This window comes from Butyrivibrio sp. VCB2006 (assembly GCF_000420945.1).
Classification (GTDB): Bacteria; Bacillota; Clostridia; order Lachnospirales; family Lachnospiraceae; genus Butyrivibrio.
The window spans coordinates 122,993-139,921 of the sequence record NZ_ATVX01000003.1 but is presented as its reverse complement, the minus strand read 5'-3'; the positions used below and the strand labels follow the sequence as shown (position 1 = coordinate 139,921).

The following is a 16,929-nucleotide window of genomic DNA, read 5'->3' as shown; positions in this document are numbered from 1 at the left end:
TTAAACTCCACTTAGTTTATATACGTTTATCCAATATCTCTCTATGAGAATGTTATGAAGTAATTTATTATTTATTCCAAGGCTTTCCCAGGAAGCTACAATTTCTTCCCTTGAGTTAAAGCTTCCCCAGAAATACACATTTTCATTGCCGCTCTCAATCAGGGTGACAATATTTGCATCAGTGACATTATCCTGAATATTTCCAAGCATATCCGGAAGGAGCTTGTCGATTTCGTTCTCATACAAAAGAACCTTGCAGTCAGGTCTGTAGTAAGCCATGACCGCACATACGTGATCAAAGTTTGTGATTATTACACTACCCTCAGGTATCTGTGAAAGCGCCTCGTCGGAAGCTCGCATATTTGTCAGCTTTCCGCCTTCTTCTGTTCTTAGTCCCATCATGTTGAGAGTGCCAACAAGCAGCATAGGAATAATAAGAGGCAGCAGGAACAATTTTTTGTCGGATACTTTATTAACCATAAAGCTGACAAAAAGCCACAAGCCGCCCAGAGTAGGAACGAGATATCTGTATACAAAGATGGGAGTTCCCAAGGCGGAGAGGATAAATCCGCTGACTACCACAATTATAATCGGCATGAGGCAGCAGACAATAAGAATGTAGTCGCCTTTCTTGGCCTTCATGAAAAAGAAAATTGTCAGCACAGCGAGAGCAAAAATGAGAAGCCCTGCAGATATTTCCGGCATTTTTCCAAAGTAAACAATAGGAAGGATAATGAACTTGATGCAGCCAAGGATACTTCTAAGAGTAAGGGGCTGGATCCAGTATTTACCTGAGATGTTAGCTATCTGGCTACTCAACACCGGAAGCCATGGAAGGTAACAGATAACAGATAAAACGCTGCATACAACAAGGCGAACCAGGTTGTCGGCTTTCTTTTGCCCCTTAAGAACAACAAGCAAAAGAAAAGCACCAATATAGGAGCCAATGATGGCAATGCAGGCGTAGTACTGTGTGTAGGCGGTAAGTATTCCGATTAAGAAAAACAGAGTCCAGGCCAGATTATTCTTTTTATCCAAATTGGTAAGGATTTGGTAAGAAATAAGAATCTCTGCGGTAATGAAAAGAAGTGCCAGGGAATACATCCTTATCTCTAAATAGTAGCTTGGAATCTGAGGCATTACAGTAATAAGCAGCATGAAAAGTCCAAAAGTCAGAGTTCCAAAGTGCTTTCTGATATAGGTTATGCCAAGGATAAAGAGAAATGCCCATGGAATAAGAGATGCTATCTTGGCTACTCTGATAATGTTCGCATAGCCTGAAAGCTTAGAGATCAGAGATTCGGCTACTTTTAGATAACAATAGTATAGAGGTGGGTGAACATCCCTTGATGTAAGGGCTGTGATATCGGAAAAATTATGCTCCGCAAAGGAAAGGGAAAAGACTTCGTCGTACCATACATCATTTCCCATAGCGAATCTGATTATATAAATGAATACTATAAACGCGATAAAGCCCAGTACTGCCCCAATAGTGTTCTTTATCTTTTCCCCATTAAAACTCATAGTAAAAAGTCCTATTTCTTCCTTCGGTCATGCCCAGTCTGCCTGTAGTATGCCTGCTTGTTTTCGTACATGCGGCTGTCTGAAATACGCTCAAGTTCATCCACTGAGGCTGCAGGAAATTCCTTGTGGCTGGCGAATCCTATGGAGATGGAAAGAGAATCTGAATATGCACCATGCCAGGTTCTGGTGTTGATTACAATGTTTTCCATGAGATTCTTGTAGTCATCCATATGGATGATAGCAATGAATTCGTCGCCTCCGGTACGGTATACTTTGCCGCTACTTCCAATGGTTTTCTGCAGACAATCAGCGGCGCCCTTTATAAGTTCATCGCCTGCTGCGTGCCCCTTGGTGTCATTGGTTATTTTAAGCCCATTTACGTCTGCCGACAATAGTATAAAGTCTTCATCAAGGCCATTTTCTCTGTAAATTGCTATATCATCGTCATAGCTTCTTCGGTTATAAAGCCTGGTAAGCTCGTCTGTCATGGCGATTCTGATGAGTTTTTCTTCTTTTTGCTTGTCTTTTTCTATGTTCTGTACAGTAAAAATAATGGTAATAGGAATACCATCTTCGTTCTTTTCAACAGTGATATACTGGGCTCTGAACCAGCCGGAAACAATATTGATAAACTCCGCGGAGATGGATTTCTTTTCCAATAAACGTTCTCTTAAGGTGGTTAGATTGGTGAATTCCCAGAAGGAATCCAGCTGCTCCGGAGCAACCTGCTTTCTCATGCCCATAACCATGCTGGTGTGGTCGAAGCCGTTGATGTTAAGTGTGGCCTGCTCAGTGTCAATGTCAGAAAGAGAATGTTCCGTCATATTGCGGAAGTTTAGGAGGTTAACCCTGTCGTAAATACCTGCCATGGAAGAAAGGGTGTTAACGGAATCGGCAGCCTGCTGTTCACGTTCTTTCATGGTGTTGTACATATCAAATTGCTCACGTAGATAGCGGTGAGTTGTCTTTAGAATAGCAAAGCCTGCAATCAGCATGATGAACATCTCGATAGTATTTCCGCTGATAACATTGAAGAAATACTTCATGACCGAATTGTAATCGGCACGATGGCTTGCATAAAAGGGTGCAGTAACCCATGTAGTCATCAGCATTGTGCCATAGTTTATGATAAGGGAAATGAAGTAGACTCTGTAGCTACAAAAAAGAAGCGACAACAGTGGAACCAAAAACCAGGTCAGACGAAGATAAACGTGAGAATAGGCCAGGTAAAATAAAAGAATATCCAGTATAAACAGAGCGTATACACTGGTAAAATCGGACTGAGGATTATTTTTTATAGCCAAAATATGACTTAGGGTAAGTATTACAACGAAAACTGTTATATTTAGGCAGGCTAAATATGAGACATCTTTAAAAACACCCGTGGCAACGCCAAGCGCGATGGCAGGGCCTGTCAAGACGCAGAACCACAGAGCTTTGTTAAGATACTGATTGATCTTAGCTCTGTTTTCCAAAAGGAAATCTTCGTAGGTTTCCGAAGCAGATTTATTTTTTTCCGGAAAGTTAAAGAACAAGGTCATTGTTTACCCTCATGAATTCATGAATCAAAAATCGCAATAAACCCCATATACTATTCTAGCATACGAGAAAACGCATATAAATTGCCGATTGGTAAAAGTTCTATTAATTTATGTGATCAGCGCCGGCTTGAATTGCATGGCAGATTGCTAATCAATATAATCAGTATATGAAGTTTGAGCATAAGTTTAGAGGTGAAAAAGATTATGAAATCAACTGCAGAAGTTAAGATAATCGGAGAAAGATATTCTGATAACTATACATGTGGTCTTACAATGCTTGGAAGCGGCTCTATGGATGGCTTCAAGCTGGAAAAAGAAACAGATGAAGTAGCAAAGTACAGACGAGAGGATGGTCTTGTACTTGAGGTTACTAATAGGAAAAGCTCTCTTTCAGAGGCTACAGAGGTTATTACAGTGGTGAGCAACGAGGGAAAAGAGCCACTGACTATGGAGATGCTGACTTCTGTCCTCTTAAAGGGAATAAAGGCTGACAAGATTCACAGGTTTTCGTCCTTCTGGAGCGCAGAGGGCAGGCACAAGGTGGATACAATAAAAGAACTTGATATGGAGCACTCCTGGAGTGATCATGGCTACAGGGTTCTTAAGTTTGGAAACCTGGGATCAATGCCTGTCAGACAGTTTTTCCCATTTGTTGCCGTGGAGGATTCTGAGACTTCTACCTTTACAGCAGTACAGCTGTATGCCCCAAGTTCATGGCAGATAGAAGTGTGCGTTAAGTCCGGAGATGTAGTTAAGATTGCAGGAGGTCTTGCGGACAGGGATTTTGGACACTGGACCAAGAAGCTTATGCCTGGGGAGAGCTATGAAGCGCCCAAGGCACTTGTTGCCTGCGGTAATTCTCTTTTGGATGTCTGCGACAAGCTGGTAAAGGCCCAGAATCCGGATATCAGCCCGGTGGATGAGGATATGGGAATTGTATTTAACGAATACTGCGCAACCTGGGGAAATCCAACTATAGACAATCTCAAGAAGCTGGCAGATAAGATTGAAGGAAAAGGCATTAAATACCTTGTCATGGATTCCGGTTGGTACGGAGATTGCGGCAACTGGTGGGATTGGCGTGGTGACTGGAGAATCAATACAAAGAGATTTCCAAATGGCCTTAAGGAACTGACAGATTATATTAAGTCAAAGGGCATGATTCCCGGCATATGGTACGAACTTGAGAATACCTCTCAGGAGGCACCTTCTTTTTATGAAACAGAGCACCTTGTTAAAAAGGACGGCGTGCCGCTTACTGTTGGGAATGTGCATTTCCTGGATATGGAAGATCCGTGGGTTATTGAACATCTGGATAAATATGTAATTGATAATCTTAAGGATAATGGCTTTGGGTATATCAAGATTGACTACAATGACACCATGGGTATGGGCTGTGACGGGCCTGAGGGAATGGGAGAGAATCTTAGAAAGAAAGTTCTGGCTACTCAGGAGTTCTTTAAGAGAATGAAACGCGAGATTCCGGAGCTTGTAATCGAGAACTGCTCCAGTGGCGGACACCGCCTTGAGCCTTCCTTCATGGAACTATCTTCCATGGCAAGCTTTTCCGATGCCCACGAATGCTTATCACTTCCTATTATCGCTGCCAATGTTCAGAGAGTAATTAAGCCCTCTCAGAGCCAGATCTGGGCAGTAATGAGAGCAAGGGACAGTGACGAGAGAATATGGTATTCTATCTGCGCCACATTCCTGGGCAGAATGGGACTTTCCGGAGATGTTTATGATCTGAGCGACCACCAGTGGCAGCTCCTTGATCAGGGAATGGCCTTCTATAACAAGGTCTCAGATATTATAAAAGATGGTAAGACCACAGTTCTTGAAGCTGATACAGATAGCTACAATGAACCTACAGGATCTCAGCTTGTTATCAGAGAGCTGGGAGATAAGGCACTTGTTGTTTATCACAGATTTGCTGATTCTGTCAGCCTTTCAGAATATGGAAAGAACCTTGGAATTGATATGGAACGTTTCAAGATAATTGAAAAATATGGTCAGGCAGATAAAGATTTTTCTGCCATGGCAATTCTTGCAGAACTGTAAAGGCGCATAAATACTGATGTCAACAACGTTTTTGAGGTTGAAAAATATTTATTAAAAAATCTTAAAAATGTTGTTGACAAATATAAAACACTAGTGTATCATTTATTTTGCTGTCGCGAAAGCGACTTTACATATATGCGATAGTAGCTTAGTTGGTAAAGCGCCACCTTGCCAAGGTGGAGACCGCGGGTTCGAGCCCCGTCTATCGCTCTTTTTATTGCTTAAAAATAGCTAATATAAAACCCTCAGACAAATGTCTGAGGGTTTTTGATTTATTTCTTCATGTAGATATTCCATTCTCTGAAGGCGAAAAGAAGATATCCGTAGCCTGGAATAGGGAACTTCTTTCCAAGCTTAACTGCTCCGCCTGGCATGTACTTAATATGTTTCCATTTGTATATGTTAATATTTCCAAAAACGGATACTACCTTTTTCTTGAACTTACTATAACTCATATAGTTCAGGCAATCTCTGAAGTAGCCTTTATTTCTCTCGTATACTTCTTTGGCCGGAAGACCTGTCTGAAACTCATTTCTTACTCCTAGAGCTGCCCACATACGAAGCCATGCATCTGAATGGCAGAGGCCACCAAATGGAACGCCGATATGAGGTTCTTTTGCCCTAAATCTGCTAGGCATGCAGTGTGTTGATATTCCGCCTGGCTTTAAAACTCTATATATTTCCTTTAATGCTTCTTCTGTATTCTGTACGTGCTCGAAAACTGATGTGCTGAAAACGTAATCAAAGGTGTTATCGTCATATGGAATACGATATGGATTCATTTCAATCTGCTTGTAATAACTACTATCCAGTGCAGAAGACTCCATAATATCTACGCCTTGCGCGTCATATCCAAGCTCTAACAATCCTTGAACAATTTCCCCATCGCCACAGCCAAAATCAAGGATTTTCATGTCCTTCCTGAGTTCAAAACCTAGTGCCTTCAGCACCTGGATCTTACTCATTACCAACTCGTTCTGGACTGATCTCATCTTTTCGTTCATATATAATGCCTTCTCTGTTTATCGCATTTTTCTTGATATCGCTAAAACAAAATAACAAAGAGTATTATATTAGATTTAACAACCATATTCAAGCTACGCAAAGCCCTTTTTAGTAAATGCAGTAGTGACTGCATTAAGGATTTCAGTTTTGTCAGAGCTCTTGGTTATGCCCTTCACAGAGGAAGTAACCTTGTCCAAAGCGTTACTGGTCAGACTCTCGCTTACAACTTTCTTAACCCATTCCATGTCGTCTATAGTTTTTTCACCGGTATATATCTTTTCAAAGACAAAAGCAGAAGCTTCGCCCAGGGCAAAAACAATGGTTCCGGAGATAACGCCATTGATTACGGCGGCACCCAGGTTGACTCCCGGGATAAGCTTCATACTGGAAGCAAGCATCTTTCCGGTGATACTGACGGTTCCTATATCAAGAATGAATTTAAGTAGCTCTTTTGCCTTCTTGGTCTTTTTAATACCCCAAATTTTGAAGATTGATTCTATTTCCAGGGATTCTGTTGGCTTAAGCAGCATGACATCCATAACCGGCAGTCCAACACTGCCAACAGTGATTCCGGTCAGCGTAGCTACGCTTACTACTGCGTGTGACATGGCTCTTTTCCTGGAAAGGTTGTATCGCGCAATATCTTTTTCCGCGGCCTGAAGGCCCTCAGGTAAAAGATTATTTGTAGCTTCGATAAGCTCCGTAATACCCATAGGTGGAAGCAGGCTTCCATCCTCGGTTTTTTTAGGCTTTGCAACAACAGAGATGATTTCCGAAAGCCTGGTCATGTATTTTTTCTTGGATAAAAAAGCTTTCTCAACAATTTCCTTAGCGGCATTGGCATCGCTTTCTTCGTAGGACTGTGTAATTACCGTGATAACAGGCACATTTTTCCATACGCTGATGGCATCCATAAAGGATTCAATTGTTTTGGGGAACAGTTTGGCAGTGTATCTGTCCAGGCAAAACCAGATCACGCTGATTTGATTGTCTTTTTTGCCGGATTTTATTGTTTTTCCGGACCATTTTCGCACAGCATTTACGGCCTTGAGCTCTTTAAATACTCCCGGCTCAATTCCGGTTGTGTCAATCAATCTAAACGGAACCGCTTTGTTTTCATACACCTGAAAGTCAGAAGCAGTTTCTTTACTTGCGGAAGCAGATTTTTTCATTACTTCATCCCCAAGGACCGCTTTGATCAACGTTGATTTTCCTACGCCTTCGTAACCGACAACTAATACATTCCCTTTCTCCATTTTTATTCTCCATCAAAAGAAAAACAAACGATATACCGTCTATTGAATATTATATACTAATATCCCATTGACAATAAACATTATTTCATAAAATAATAGAGATAACTTTATCACGTTAATGCAAAGGAGAACGCTATGTTTATCGACTCTTTCTGGTCTCTGCTTCCGGCAATCATCGCCATAGCTCTGGCACTAATCACCAAAGAAGTTTATTCGTCACTATTTGTCGGCATTGTTGTAGGCGGCATGCTGTATTCGGGATTTAGTTTTACAGGAACAATCGAGCATGTTTTTGTTGAGGGAATGATCGCGCAACTTTCTGATGCTTGGAATGTCGGCATCCTGATTTTCCTTGTTGTCCTTGGAACAATGGTAATGCTCATGAACAGGGCTGGCGGATCCGCAGCCTTTGGTAAGTGGGCAGTGTCTCATGTAAAAACAAAAGCCGGAGCCCAGATTGCTACTATAATCCTCGGTATGCTTATTTTCATAGATGACTATTTTAACTGTCTTACTGTTGGCTCCGTTATGAGACCAGTAACCGATAAACAGAAAATATCCAGAGAAAAGCTGGCATATCTTATTGATGCCACTGCCGCTCCTATCTGTATAATTGCTCCTATTTCTTCATGGGCGGCTGCTGTTACAGGCTTTGTGGATGGTGTAAACGGATTGACTCTTTTCGTAAGAGCTATCCCTTACAATTTCTATGCACTTCTTACAATTATAATGATGTTCGGCCTCACTGCTTTGAATTTCGATTATGGCTCAATGAAGAAAGCAGAAGAGCATATGAAGGTAAAAGAGATAATGAATCCCTTCGGTGATGGTGAAGGACTCCTTGGTGCCAGCGATCAGCCGCATCCTCCTACATCTCAGAAGGGTAAGGTTATTCACCTTATCTTCCCTATAGTTACTTTGATAATTTGCTGTATTATTGGAATGATCTATACAGGCGGATTCTTTGAAGGAACAGGATTTGTCGATGCATTTTCAGGATCAGATGCTTCTGTAGGACTTGTTTACGGATCTGTAGGAGCTCTCATTCTTACAGTTATCTTCTTCATGGCAACAAAGGTCCTTAGCTTTAAGGATTGTATGAATTCAATTCCTGAAGGATTCAAGAGTATGGTTCCTGCGATTCTGGTTCTTACTTTTGCCTGGACCTTAAAGGCAATGACAGATTCTCTTGGTGCAGCCAACTATGTTGCAGGAATTTTCGAGAACTTTGCTGACAACGGCGCTGTTATGAGTTTCATTCCTGCTGTAGTATTTATCATCGCAACCTTCCTTGCATTTGCGACAGGTACATCCTGGGGAACATTCGGTATTCTTATTCCTATAGTTGTTAACGTATTTGGTTCAAATATGGAAAACGAGCTGATGATCATCGCCATTTCTGCATGTATGGCAGGAGCTGTTTGCGGAGATCACTGTTCACCAATTTCAGACACGACAATCATGGCAAGTGCCGGTGCCCAGTGCGATCACATCAAACATGTATCCACTCAGCTTCCTTACGCAATGACCGCTGCCGCTGTATCCTTCGTTGCATACATTATCTCCGGTTTTGTGAGAAACTGGGTAATCTGCTTGGGCGCAGGTATAATGCTTATGATAGTTACTCTGTACGTATTGAAACAAACTCAAAAGTCTTGATAAATTAGGATAAATTAGAATTGGTTTTTCTTTTGCCATGGAATAATTTGATTCGTATATATTAATAGATTACGAAATTTATTCAATTGCCATGAGGGTCTTGGCATTAGGAGGAACCATGAGAGACAGAAAAAGATTTTCATCATTTGTTAATTTACTTTTGGCTACAATGATCATTTCAGCAGCAGCCGGATATGGCGTTAGAAAAATGGATCTTGCTCATATGGCAGATTCAAACGTAGCACAGGCTGTCGCAGCTGAAGCGGAAAAAGAAATCCTTGTTGCAGCTTCTGATGATGAAATACTCGACTCTGTCATTTCAGATACAGATTTAAAGGGCTGAAATTAAATCATTATAGATATAACAAAAACCCCAGATCATCACGATCTGGGGTTTTTAAGCAATAAAAAGAGCGATAGACGGGGCTCGAAGTAAACGCCCCATTTGAAAACTGCATGGAAAGGAGGTTTTCGGCGCTCTCTTCTTCAAAAAAGACCACTTCAAGACCACTTCTATTTTCGACTTGAAAGAAAAAGACCACTTCAAAGACCACATACTCTATAGCAAAAGATAGTAGTAATTGATTATAAAAGCTGAATAAAATATAATACTGTATTGTTCTGTATTTATGTGGTTTACACAGAAATAATGTATTGTGGTACAATATATTTGTAGAAATATCATCTTTGGAGGAATAAAAATGCTATTTCAAGGCACATCTGTATCTGTTGCTTATAATAGGATTGAACAAATAAAAAAAGTTTATTATACGAATGTCGATATTCTCAAGGAGTACTTTAATGAGGCAACAGTTTTACCTGTTCCTGAAGATGCACCTGATGAAATTCCAAGGATAATAGTAAAAACGCTTCATGAACATGCACAGCTAAATATTTCGCCAGTGGCAGCAACTTTTGAGGTTCATTACAATGAGGGATATGAGAAGGACTGGGAAAGCTGTGAGAAATATATTCGAGAACGAATGAATAAAGTTTTTGAGTTTCTAAATCTTTTTACAAATAATCAATATTCTTATGTTGGCGTTGTATCGAGTGTTTTATATGATGAGGTTTCTTCAAATGGAACTGGGAAGTTGGCAGACAAACTTTTAAATGCAGCAAACATCAAAAATATTTATGACTTAAATATAAAATATACTTTTGTAGAAAGTGATAAATATTTTGTTAATATTCTTTTACAAAATGCAAGATTACTTAAGTCTGGTTTAGAAATTAATAAAGCGGGATCTTTGTCAATTAAGAATCAGATTGCTGAAACTATTGGTGCAATCATAGATATAAATGATCGATATGGATTTAATAATGTTGAAGGTTATTGCTCTAATGATGCGGTTATTGATGATCTTTTAAGCAGCATGAGATGTATTGTTGAAAATAAACTTGCTACACTAATAGAGAAAGGAGAGTATTGAAAATGGAGCGAAATTCATTTATTAGAAATGCCACGCAAACAGCTATTGTTTTTGGTATCACGCTTTCTGCCATGAATGGTAATAGTACATTAGTTGTAAATACTCTTCCTAGTGATGGTATATTGAAAAAACCAGCATACTATACAGAATTCGTAAATCCAAGTACTGCTTATGCAGCATCTCTTGAAATGGGCAATTTATACGCACAAAAAGATACATCCCTCGAAAGAGAAGCCAGAGAATTATTTGGCGTAATGCGAGCAGCTTCAGCTGCTGAAGTTGCAGGTGTTAAAAGCTATATCAAGAGTATATCAAAAGATACAGGAGTTAATTTTTTTGATTTATGTTAATAGAATTCATTGATTTCGTTGATAGTGTTTTGCCGTCAGTAGATCCTGACTTTCGAGATGGTGCAAAGAACGCAATTAGACAGTTTGAAAAAGATGGCGAACAACTGAAATATATGATGCTAACTCCATTAGGAGAATTGTCTCAGGGAGATATTCTTTCAAGCGTTCCATTTAGCTTTTTTGATGATGATGGGACACAGAAAATTTTTGTTTCTGATGCAATGGTTATTAGTACATCTTGTCATATAGATAATAAAGACAAATTGACATTAGCTCCGGTTCTTCCAATTGATAAGTTTACTGGTCCTATTTCAGAACTAAAGTCTAATTGTATTTTTGACTATATGTATATTCCGGATGGGGTAATGTCTGATAAGTTTGTGAGCTTTGAGTTAATAAACTCATATAGTAAAGCTTTAATATTTGAAGGTTTGAACTCTAATAAAATTCAGAGAATTGGATCTTTAAATCAATTGGGATACTATTTCTTCGTTGTTAAACTGACAGTTTTCTTTATGAAGCTTGAAGATAACGAAACACTTACTGCTAGAGGTGTTGGTTTCAATTTCTAGTTATAATATGTATATAGCTAATTATATGAAAATATTGAGGATTCTTATTGTTAATATCTAAAAAAGTGGGCACCATTATTATGGCGATACCCACTTTTTGTATACTACGAAATATAAAGAGCTCATGACATATGCAAAGCAGTATAATCATGACATTTATGTAAGATTGGTTATAAATATAGAAATACAATTTAATTATTCTGAACCACTTCATTTTCCCATTCCCTGTATATTTTCATAGAACAAATTTTATCATATGTACCGGAAGCAACAATTTTTCCTCTATCCATGATGTGAATAACATCGGCATATTCCAATAATTCCGGATTATGGGTCGTAAAAAGAATGGAAGAAGCGCTCTTAATCAAATTTCCAAATACTTTTCCAGATGTTATAGGATCAAGATTTGCGGTAGGTTCATCGGCAATCAGTATATCTGAGCCAGCGACCATAGCTCTTCCTATGGCTACTCTCTGCGCTTCGCCACCTGACAAATTTTCATCGCCGTCAGGTAATATTTCTGAAAGTCTTTCATCTCCAAGACTCTTGAGCTCGGCAAGATTCTCAATCTCTTGAATACGCGATTCTATATTTTTGTCATTTCCATATGATATGTTCTCATGAATCGAAACTGGAAATAACTGAGGTGCAACTGGAATATAAGAGTATACTCCATCTGACTGTTTCTTTACGCATCCACTTGTTGGTGAAAGGAGGCTTAGCAGGATTCTTATAAATGTCGTCTTTCCAGATCCATTCTTACCAATAAGCGCCACCTTTGAGTTTTTAGTAATGCTAAAATCAATACTATCAAGTATTGTCTGACCATCTACGCTGTAACTAATATTCTTTGCTTCGATAACATGATTGTCGTCGCATTTTTCAACGCTACCTTCTTCGCAATCAACATATTTTAAATACTTATCAAGGACATAAGAATTATCCTTTATTCCCATATAAGCAGATGTGATACGTCCCATATACTTCTTCATTGTATTGTATACAGAAAACATTGTAACAATTATTCGGACGCTGCTGTCTTTTATAAAAAAATATGCTGTGACCAAAAGAAGCATATAAACAGCGGCATCTAATAGTCTGATCAGATTCGATCTTTGCGCCTGGTTAAATGCTGCCTTTTCACATTTATTCGTGTATCCGACAAATAGCTTATTGACCTCTTCTACGTTAGAGTCATACTTTCCGCTTACAATATAACTCTCCGTTCCACTGATCAAGCGCTTAAATGCCCCGGTAATCTTTGATTTTTCTTCAAAGAGTTGCTTATTCTGCTTATTTATGGATTCACTTCCAAGCTTTCCTATGGCTAATTGCAGCACACTTCCGATAATTACCACCAATGACATCCAACTACCAATGTAAAAGCTCCAAATTCCAACAGCTATAAAAACAACCATATCTGTCAGAATCTCGTTCAAATAAAATAAAGTATTAACAAGTATATGAGCTTTGTCCGCCAAAAACGAATATGCTTCGTTCCCATCATAGTTTTTATCTATCTGAGCCATGTTTGAGTTGTAGAGCGTATTAATACACTCCTCGCGCACATTTTCAATTTCACGGAAAAAGAACTCTCCGTTGATGAATATATCAAAACGATATTTTACTACGATATAAATAGCTGTAATCAAAAACCATATGGCTGTATAAATGGCCATTCCGCGATAATTGTAGTTTTCATATTGTTCCATCATCAGATTGATAAATGCAGGCAATAAAGCCAGCTGTATCAAATAGTATATTTCCATACAGAAATCGGCTAAAAAGAATCCTCTTGCATTTTTATTAAGCATCAATGGAACACAAGCTCTCTTAAGTTTATTTATCATGCTTCTTCCTCTTTAAAATCACTATTTATCCACCTGTAAAAATCATTCTCGTTGCTGCATAGCTCTTCAAAACTACCGTTTTCCAGAATCTTACCATGATTCATATAGACGATTTCATCAGCTATATCAAAATTTGTCTGTCTGTGAGAGACCATAATTACAGTTGTCCCATTACGAGAACATTCCTTTAATTTCTCGTAAAATATTCTTTCTTTTCCCGGATCTATCGCAGAAAAAGACTCATCAAGTAAGACAAGTTCTTTTGTGTTATAAAGCACACTTGCAAATGCCAGCATCTGCCTTTCGCCTGATGACAATGGATATCCGGACTGACTTATTGTAAGTTCATCTGTAAAATTGTTTTTCTTAAATACATCAAGCAGTTTGGACTCTTTCAAAGCCTTGTTATATGCAACCTCATTTAAGCTGCCATACACAATGTTTTCTCTGATTTTGCCTTGTATAAAAACATGATTCTGTTCAACATAACCGGCTTTTTGGTAATATGACTTTCTGGTCACCTCAGAAAGATTCGTATTATTCCAACATATACTTCCTCCGTCCAGAGGAATTAGCCTAGCGATTGCTTTAAGTAAGGTGCTTTTTCCACAACCGGAGGAGCCTGCAATAACGTAGAATTTCCCTTTTTCAAATTTGAAATTTATGTCTTTTATTATTTCCTGATTGTCATAACTGATTTTCAGATCTTTAACCTGAAGAAATCTGAATTCTTCATTAAGTTCGAGCTCACCTTTATCATCAGGTATCTGTTCAAACTTTATAATCCTTGATGCAATGCTTTCCAGTTCCTTCAGCTGTATCATCTGTTCCGGAAGCTCGAATATTTTCTTTTGAACACTAATAAGTGACTGAATCATTGCAAGCATATTAGCTGGCGGCATAGCCCCTATAATCATGGCTACAAAGCTCAGGCTCAATATTACTAAAGTGAACATCATATCAGCTGTCTCTTCTACAAGATACACTTTTAGTTGAGCTTCCCATGATTTACGCGCAGTATTTGAGTAGTCATCAGCTCGCTTCCTGTGTTCGGAAATGATTTTTTTCTTGGAAAGGAATGCTCTGATAACTTCCAGATTATCCAGGGCTTTCCACAGATAATTGGTCCAAAGACCATATTTATCATTTATTTCTTTATTGAATTCATATAGTTTTAACTTATTGTTTTTATTCAAGATACTAAGTACTATGCTGGAAACAATAATCATCAAGGTGATCCAGGCATTTATGGTTATTCCATATATTACATAGCATGGTATAACCATAAAAGAAGAAAACAGAAATGCTTTATTTATGAGACTGTCGACATATCTTTCCAGGTCTCCGGTTACAACAGATACTCTGTCATTGGAACTTAGATCCGCTCTACTCCAGCAATAGAGATTTGAATTCTTTATCAGCAGTTTGTTGCTAAGTGCAAGTAGAAGTCTTCCTCGCACATGGGCTATCAGATAAGCATTTACATGACCCATAATGATAGTGATAGTCATTATGGTACAAAAGATCATGCTGTTCATCATCAACCGTTTTGTTTCATGTGACAGTAAGTAATTGAGCATTCTCCTACAGATTTCTATGTTTGAAATACTAATAACTTCAATGAATACTTGCACCAAAGAGATTAGTATAATTCCACCAAGATTCAATCTTATAGGCGTATTAAGTATTTTGTTTAGAGCATTGTTCATCATTTTTTGCACTTTTTTACCCCCGTATTCTGTTGCCTATATAATGGCAAACAAAAAAGCCTATCCTGCGTACGCAAAATAGACTCACACAAATAGACATACAATACATTCAGGCTACAAGTGCATGATAATCTAATTTAAGCGTACACAAAACAGCTGCATAAGCAGCTATCCCCAAAATCATTGTGTTCACTCAAGTTAAATTATCAGAAAAATGACAGTTCACCTAAACGCAAAGCGTTCTTTCTTTATATTTTAAGACCTTTTTCATACTAACACTGATACCATGTAGTTTCAATACATTTTGATAGCATTATTTTTTCTTTCCCCTGCCTTTAGAAGGCTGCCGGATAAGAGGATTACGAGAAGCTTTTGTAACGATATTCATTAAGGTTCTTGTCTCCTCAGGAGATAGCTTGGCAAAATTGATATCTAGTTTCTTTCCCCACTGAATAACTGTAGCTTTATCTACAATGGACATTTCATCCTCTTCACATTCTACGATTGCAGGAGGTGTTGAATCACTTGCCTTCATGCTTTCAGCAAGTTCCTTTATTGATTCAATGTATTTATCTGCAATACTCTCTTCATCTCCCGTATCCCAATCATCTTTGTGAGCTTCTCTTATATCCCTGGCTATAGTCTTAAGGCTTCGTTCCATCAGATCACCAAAGTATGCGGAGTCATCGATCACTGCTTTTTCAAATGTCTTCATATAAATATCATCTGCCGGAACATTTGCTTTTTCCATGATGAGGCGTCTAAGTCCTGTCACATAGCTGTTCACCTGATGGATCATGGCACCTGCATGGTTATCAACATATATTTCCATATCACATAGCAGATTTTCAAACTCAGGATGCTTGATCATTTCGCATAAAAGTCTGTTGTTAAGTTTCTGGCTCTTAAGGATCTTTATGGTCTCATCATCAAGATGGAGTTCGTCAATAGGAGTTCCGTTCTCTGTCAGATTATCCGTAAGGCCAAGCAGATAACCAAGAGATACATTATAGTATTTCGCCAGAGCTTTCAGGGTTCCTACCTGAAAGTCCTTTGTATCATCATTTTCATAGTTGCTTATGGTGGAGCTGGAAACACCGGACTCCATTTCTACCTGCTGGAGCTTACATCCGAGCTTTGCACGCAAGTCTCTTAACTTCTCCTGTGTAGTAAGATTGCACCTCATATCTTAGATCTCCCAATCATTTAAAAATCAATTATAAGTATAACGACTTTCTGAAATAAAGTAAGCATCCAATTATCTGACAAGTGTAAATCCTTCTTTCCAAGAAAGTGGAAAAAGTATCGTTTCGGTAAAATTTCCAACCTTTTGGATATACGGGATGGGAAGGCTCATTTTGCGACAATCAGTATAGAAAAAGTGAATGAGCGTTCCAAATGAATACTATTTCGGGGAAGCCAAGCGATGATACCAACAGGTGGAGCGGGCCAAGGGTAGAAAACGACAAAGCTCAAAAAAGTCTAAATGGCTAACATGGATCTAGAGAGGACTTGTCAGGAACTCAGGCGGTGAGACGACACCTTAAGCAAAAGCTTAAGTGAGAAAGAAATAAAAAGAAGCAAGCTCTGATTATCTTTTGATAATGAGCAAATGAATGGTCACCAGTTTATCTATATCAGGCTGGTGACTTTTGATTTGTCCATTATGGACTTTGTTCCATGCGCAGGAACAAAGTCATTTGCTTTTCCAAACTTTGATGAGGGCAAACAGCAAAGCTTGGAAAGGCATGCAGCTGCCAAAAGCAGATGCCAGCGAAAATGAGTGCACGCATTTTCGCAGAAAGGGGGTCAAGGGGGCGAAGCTCCTTTGTCAGGTCGAGGGTGAAACCCCGCCCAGTAGATGTGGTCGTGTGCGACACATCGTACTGGGTATTTTTAGTCGCTTATGGCACTTAAATGCCTTTGAAGGCGGTGCTCCCCGGCTGAAACTTCTTTATCAAAAGAAGCG

13 protein-coding genes and 1 tRNA gene are annotated in these 16,929 nt (G+C 38.9%); 7 read left to right on the top strand and 7 right to left on the bottom strand.

All coding sequences use genetic code 11. From position 1 onward, the window contains the following. Nucleotides 1-1,524: a glycosyltransferase family 39 protein gene (locus G613_RS0103430; RefSeq protein WP_029231323.1), complete on the bottom strand. Its 1,524-nt coding sequence runs from the start codon at nucleotides 1,522-1,524 to the stop codon at nucleotides 1-3. 11 nt (nucleotides 1,525-1,535) lie between these two features. Further along, the gene (locus tag G613_RS18415; RefSeq protein WP_029231322.1) at nucleotides 1,536-3,065 is read right to left on the bottom strand and encodes a GGDEF domain-containing protein; all 1,530 of its coding nucleotides are present in this window, start codon (nucleotides 3,063-3,065) and stop codon (nucleotides 1,536-1,538) included. A gap of 204 nt (nucleotides 3,066-3,269) precedes the next feature. Here G613_RS18415 and G613_RS0103420 point away from each other — a divergent pair, with 204 nt between their 5' ends. Beyond that, entirely contained in the window at nucleotides 3,270-5,126 is a 1,857-nt protein-coding gene (locus G613_RS0103420; protein WP_029231321.1) for a glycoside hydrolase family 36 protein, read from the top strand. A gap of 137 nt (nucleotides 5,127-5,263) precedes the next feature. Then, nucleotides 5,264-5,336 (top strand) — tRNA-Gly (locus tag G613_RS0103415). Between the two features lie 62 nt (nucleotides 5,337-5,398). Here G613_RS0103415 and G613_RS18410 read toward each other — a convergent pair. Further along, nucleotides 5,399-6,130, bottom strand: a complete 732-nt coding sequence (locus tag G613_RS18410; RefSeq protein WP_029231320.1) for a class I SAM-dependent methyltransferase — start codon at nucleotides 6,128-6,130, stop codon at nucleotides 5,399-5,401. A gap of 93 nt (nucleotides 6,131-6,223) precedes the next feature. After that, complete coding sequence (locus G613_RS0103405) at nucleotides 6,224-7,387, bottom strand: GTPase domain-containing protein (RefSeq protein WP_029231319.1); 1,164 nt, start codon at nucleotides 7,385-7,387, stop codon at nucleotides 6,224-6,226. Nucleotides 7,388-7,522: 135 nt separating this feature from the next. Here G613_RS0103405 and G613_RS0103400 point away from each other — a divergent pair, with 135 nt between their 5' ends. The 5 genes from G613_RS0103400 (at nucleotide 7,523) to G613_RS0103380 (ending at nucleotide 11,401) form a co-directional block, all read left to right on the top strand. Then, complete coding sequence (locus G613_RS0103400; RefSeq protein ID WP_029231318.1) at nucleotides 7,523-9,046, top strand: Na+/H+ antiporter NhaC family protein; 1,524 nt, start codon at nucleotides 7,523-7,525, stop codon at nucleotides 9,044-9,046. A gap of 118 nt (nucleotides 9,047-9,164) precedes the next feature. Continuing rightward, on the top strand, nucleotides 9,165-9,389 hold the full coding sequence (locus G613_RS0103395) for a hypothetical protein (protein ID WP_029231317.1): 225 nt from the start codon (nucleotides 9,165-9,167) through the stop codon (nucleotides 9,387-9,389). A 358-nt stretch (nucleotides 9,390-9,747) separates the two neighbouring features. Then, a complete protein-coding gene (locus G613_RS0103390; protein ID WP_029231316.1) occupies nucleotides 9,748-10,479 on the top strand; it encodes a hypothetical protein in 732 nt (243 codons plus the stop codon). A 2-nt stretch (nucleotides 10,480-10,481) separates the two neighbouring features. Next, entirely contained in the window at nucleotides 10,482-10,829 is a 348-nt protein-coding gene (locus tag G613_RS0103385; protein ID WP_029231315.1) for a hypothetical protein, read from the top strand. Nucleotides 10,830-10,858: 29 nt separating this feature from the next. Next, entirely contained in the window at nucleotides 10,859-11,401 is a 543-nt protein-coding gene (locus tag G613_RS0103380; protein ID WP_155828024.1) for a hypothetical protein, read from the top strand. 191 nt (nucleotides 11,402-11,592) lie between these two features. On the opposite strand, the gene G613_RS0103370 is transcribed toward G613_RS0103380, so the two are convergent. From G613_RS0103370 to G613_RS18405, 3 genes are all read right to left on the bottom strand, one after another. After that, nucleotides 11,593-13,251 (bottom strand): ATP-binding cassette domain-containing protein, encoded by a 1,659-nt coding sequence (locus G613_RS0103370; protein ID WP_029231312.1) that lies wholly within the window; start codon nucleotides 13,249-13,251, stop codon nucleotides 11,593-11,595. After that, a complete protein-coding gene (locus G613_RS0103365; protein ID WP_196805032.1) occupies nucleotides 13,248-14,831 on the bottom strand; it encodes an ATP-binding cassette domain-containing protein in 1,584 nt (527 codons plus the stop codon). Before G613_RS0103365 ends, G613_RS0103370 begins: the two co-directional genes overlap by 4 nt. Nucleotides 14,832-15,273: 442 nt before the next feature. After that, on the bottom strand, nucleotides 15,274-16,146 hold the full coding sequence (locus G613_RS18405) for a helix-turn-helix domain-containing protein (protein WP_029231310.1): 873 nt from the start codon (nucleotides 16,144-16,146) through the stop codon (nucleotides 15,274-15,276). Nucleotides 16,147-16,929: the final 783 nt, after the last annotated feature.

Excerpts from the sequence above, each read along its gene's own strand:
- G613_RS0103370 (WP_029231312.1), bottom strand. The coding sequence starts at position 13,251 with ATGATAAATAAACTTAAGAGAGCTTGTGTTCCATTGATGCTTAATAAA.
- G613_RS0103420 (WP_029231321.1), top strand. The coding sequence starts at position 3,270 with ATGAAATCAACTGCAGAAGTTAAGATAATCGGAGAAAGATATTCTGAT.
- G613_RS18405 (WP_029231310.1), bottom strand. The coding sequence starts at position 16,146 with ATGAGGTGCAATCTTACTACACAGGAGAAGTTAAGAGACTTGCGTGCA.
- G613_RS0103390 (WP_029231316.1), top strand. The coding sequence starts at position 9,748 with ATGCTATTTCAAGGCACATCTGTATCTGTTGCTTATAATAGGATTGAA.
- G613_RS0103400 (WP_029231318.1), top strand. The coding sequence starts at position 7,523 with ATGTTTATCGACTCTTTCTGGTCTCTGCTTCCGGCAATCATCGCCATA.
- G613_RS0103365 (WP_196805032.1), bottom strand. The coding sequence starts at position 14,831 with ATGCTCAATTACTTACTGTCACATGAAACAAAACGGTTGATGATGAAC.
- G613_RS0103430 (WP_029231323.1), bottom strand. The coding sequence starts at position 1,524 with ATGAGTTTTAATGGGGAAAAGATAAAGAACACTATTGGGGCAGTACTG.
- G613_RS18415 (WP_029231322.1), bottom strand. The coding sequence starts at position 3,065 with ATGACCTTGTTCTTTAACTTTCCGGAAAAAAATAAATCTGCTTCGGAA.
- G613_RS0103405 (WP_029231319.1), bottom strand. The coding sequence starts at position 7,387 with ATGGAGAAAGGGAATGTATTAGTTGTCGGTTACGAAGGCGTAGGAAAA.
- G613_RS0103395 (WP_029231317.1), top strand. The coding sequence starts at position 9,165 with ATGAGAGACAGAAAAAGATTTTCATCATTTGTTAATTTACTTTTGGCT.
- G613_RS18410 (WP_029231320.1), bottom strand. The coding sequence starts at position 6,130 with ATGAACGAAAAGATGAGATCAGTCCAGAACGAGTTGGTAATGAGTAAG.
- G613_RS0103385 (WP_029231315.1), top strand. The coding sequence starts at position 10,482 with ATGGAGCGAAATTCATTTATTAGAAATGCCACGCAAACAGCTATTGTT.